Origin of the sequence: Saccharopolyspora sp. (assembly GCF_017434145.1) — a bacterium.
Classification (GTDB): domain Bacteria; phylum Actinomycetota; class Actinomycetes; order Mycobacteriales; family Pseudonocardiaceae; genus Saccharopolyspora_C; species Saccharopolyspora_C galaxeae.
The window spans coordinates 1-3,145 of record NZ_JAFRFW010000715.1; the positions used below are offsets into that span (position 1 = coordinate 1).

2 protein-coding genes and 1 pseudogene are annotated in these 3,145 nt (G+C 70.8%); all 3 read left to right on the forward strand.

Going from position 1 to position 3,145, the window contains the following annotated elements; translation table 11 throughout:
- The first annotated feature begins 56 nt into the window (after window positions 1–56).
- The gene (moeZ, locus tag IJH84_RS19530) at window positions 57–1,238 is read left to right on the forward strand and encodes an adenylyltransferase/sulfurtransferase MoeZ (protein WP_200073324.1); all 1,182 of its coding nucleotides are present in this window, start codon (window positions 57–59) and stop codon (window positions 1,236–1,238) included.
- Between the two features lie 250 nt (window positions 1,239–1,488).
- Window positions 1,489–2,253: pseudogene (locus IJH84_RS19535) on the forward strand (TIGR02569 family protein).
- Between the two features lie 62 nt (window positions 2,254–2,315).
- On the forward strand, window positions 2,316–3,145 hold an 830-nt coding region (locus tag IJH84_RS19540; RefSeq protein ID WP_200073326.1), incomplete at its 3' end, for a uroporphyrinogen-III synthase.

Consider the following 3,145-nt stretch of genomic DNA (forward strand, 5'->3'; position numbering starts at 1 on the left):
CGGCGCGCGCGAAAGCGGCGCCGCGGCGAGGTGAGAACACTGAGGAGGAGCTGGGAATGTCCGGCGATGCAGCCCAGGCAACGCTACCGCCGCTGGTGGAACCGGCCGCGGAGCTGACCAAGGAAGAGGTCGCCCGCTACAGCCGCCACCTGATCATCCCGGACGTCGGGATGGCCGGGCAGAAGCGGCTGAAGAACGCGCGGGTCCTGATCATCGGAGCAGGCGGGCTCGGCAGCCCGGCGATGCTGTACCTGGCCGCGGCCGGGGTCGGCACCATCGGCATCGTGGAGTTCGACCACGTCGACGAGTCGAACCTGCACCGCCAGGTGATCCACGGCCAGTCCGACCTGGGGCGGCCGAAGGCGGAGTCGGCGCGCGACTCGATCGCCGAGATCAACCCGTTCGTCCAGGTGAACCTGCACCAGGTGCACTTGTCCTCGGACAACGCGCTGGACATCTTCGCCGACTACGACCTGATCCTGGACGGCACCGACAACTTCGCCACCCGGTACCTGGTCAACGACGCGGCGGTGCTGTCCGGCAAGCCCTACGTGTGGGGTTCGATCTTCCGGTTCGAGGGCCAGGTCAGCGTGTTCTGGGACAAGTACGGCCCGAACTACCGCGACCTGTACCCGGAGCCGCCGCCGCCCGGGATGGTGCCGTCCTGCGCCGAAGGCGGCGTGCTCGGCGTGCTGTGCGCGTCCATCGGCTCGGTCATGAGCACCGAGGCGATCAAGCTCATCACCGGCATCGGCGAGAGCCTGCTGGGCCGCCTGATGATCTACGACGGGCTGGAGATGAGCTACCGCACCGTCAAGATCCGCAAGGACCCGAACGCGGAGCCGATCAACGAGCTGATCGACTACGAGGCGTTCTGCGGCGTGGTCTCGGACGACGCGCAGCAGGCGGCGGTGAACAGCACGATCACCCCGCGCGAGCTCAAGGACAAGTTCGACCGCGGTGACGAGTTCCAGTTGGTCGACGTCCGGGAGCCGCACGAGTACGAGATCGTCAAGATCGACGGCTCGACGCTGATCCCGAAGGACCGCATCCTCTCCGGCGAGGCGCTGTCCGAACTGCCGCAGGACAAGCAGATCGTGTTGCACTGCAAGTCCGGCGGGCGTTCCGCGGAGGCGCTCTCGGCGCTGCACAAGGCAGGTTTCTCGGACGCGGTGCACGTCGGCGGCGGCGTGCTCGGCTGGGCCAACGAGGTGGACCAGAGCCTGCCGACCTACTGATCGAGGGTTTTCGGAAGCGGTGCCGGTTGCCCGGTGCCGCCGAAGGGTCGGAGCGAGCAGCGGTGCTGCCGCTCGGCCGAACGGAATCCCGTCCGCGACGGCCCGGCGCCCAACGTGGTGCCGGGCCGTTCGCGTGCCGGGCCGTTGGTCATCGACCTGATCACGCTCCCGGAGCGTCGCCCGCCGATCGGGGGACGCGGGAGGTAGCGTCTGCGCCGTGACTGCAACACCGGAGCCGCCCCCGACGCACGTGCGCGCGGCGTTCGGTGCCCGCGGCGAGGACGCCGAACTCGTCGACGGCGCCGTCGCCTGGCGTTGCGGCGAGGTCGTGCTCAAACCCGCGGCGAACACCGCCGAGGCGGCGTGGACGGCGCAGACCCTGGACCTGCTGTAACCGGAAGAGGTGCGGGTCGGTCGCCCGGTGCGATCCACCGACGGCCGCTGGGTGGTGTCCGGCTGGTCGGCCAGCCGGGACATCGCCGGGCGCCCGGAGCCGCGGCACGACGAGGTCGTGGCCGCGTCGCTGCGGCTGCACACCGCCAGCAACGTGCTGACCCGGCCGAGGTTCCTGGACGCGCGGCAGGACATCTACTCGCTGGCGGACCGGATGTCGTGGGGCGAGGAGGACTACCCGCTGCCGCTGGACAAGGGCGGCCGGCTCTACGACGTGCTTGCGGCGTCGAGGCGGAAGACGCAGCTGCGACCGCAGGTGGTGCACGGCGACCTGTTCGGCAACGTGCTGTTCGCGGGCAACGCTCCGCCCGGCGTCATCGACTTCACGCCGTTCTGGCGACCCGCCGAGTGGGCCGCCGCGGTCGCGGTGATCGATGCGTTGTCCTGGGGCGGGTCGGATGCGGCGATCGTGGAGCGCTGGTCGCACCTGACGGATTGGCCGCAGGCGCTGCTGCGCGCGCTGCTGTTCCGGCTCGCGGTGCACGCGCTGCACCCGCGTTCCACGACGCAGTCGCTGGCGGGGCTGGAACACGCGTCCCAGATGGTCCTCGAAGTCCTCTGACACCCGGATTCCCGGTAGGTGCGGGTGGGCTGATCGGTCCAGCGGGGTGTGAGGATGGGGCGATGGAAGCGAGCTCCGAGGAACGTCCGCTGCACGGGTTCACCGTGGGGATCACCGCCGAGCGCAAGGCCGCCGAACTGGGTTCGTTGCTGCAGCGGCGCGGCGCGGCGGTGCGCTACGGGGCCGCGATGCACACGGTTCCCGCACCGGACGACGGCGAGCTGATCGCGGCCACCGATGCCGTGCTGGCCGAGCCCGTGCACTACGTGGTCGCGGTGACCGGCTCGGGATTCCGCGGCTGGCTGGAGGCCGCCGAGCGGCGCGGTATCGGCGAACGCCTCAAGCAGCACTTGGGCGAGGCGGAACTGCTCGCCCGCGGCGCCAAGGCCAGCGGCGCGATCCGCGGTGCCGGGCTGCGGGAATCGTGGACCGCGCCGTCCGAGGAGATGCCGGAGACGCTGGAGCACCTGCTGCTCCGCGGTGTCGAGGGCAAGCGCGTGGTCGTGCAGCTGCACGGCGATCCGATGAGCGAATTCCGGGAGAAGCTGCGCGCTGCGGGCGCCGAAGTGCTGCCGATCGTGGTGTACCGCTGGGAGGACCCGGCCGACCTGCCCGCGCTGGACGCGCTGATCGACGCGGTGATCGCCGGAGAGATCGACGCGCTGCCGTTCACCAGCGCGCCCGCAGCGACGAACTTCCTGATGCGGGCGGAGCGGACCGGGCGCGGTGAACGGTTGTTGACCGCCTTGCGGGAGAAGGTGTTCATCGCCTGCGTGGGGCAGGTGACCGCGGCACCGATCACCCGCGCCGGACTGCCCTGCTCGACGCCGGAGCGGGCGCGCACGGCCGCGCTGGTGCGGCTGATCGCCGACGAACTTCCGGATCGCCGCCG

Coding starts and splice junctions, on each gene's coding strand:
- moeZ (WP_200073324.1), top strand. CDS start 57: ATGTCCGGCGATGCAGCCCAGGCAACGCTACCGCCGCTGGTGGAACCG.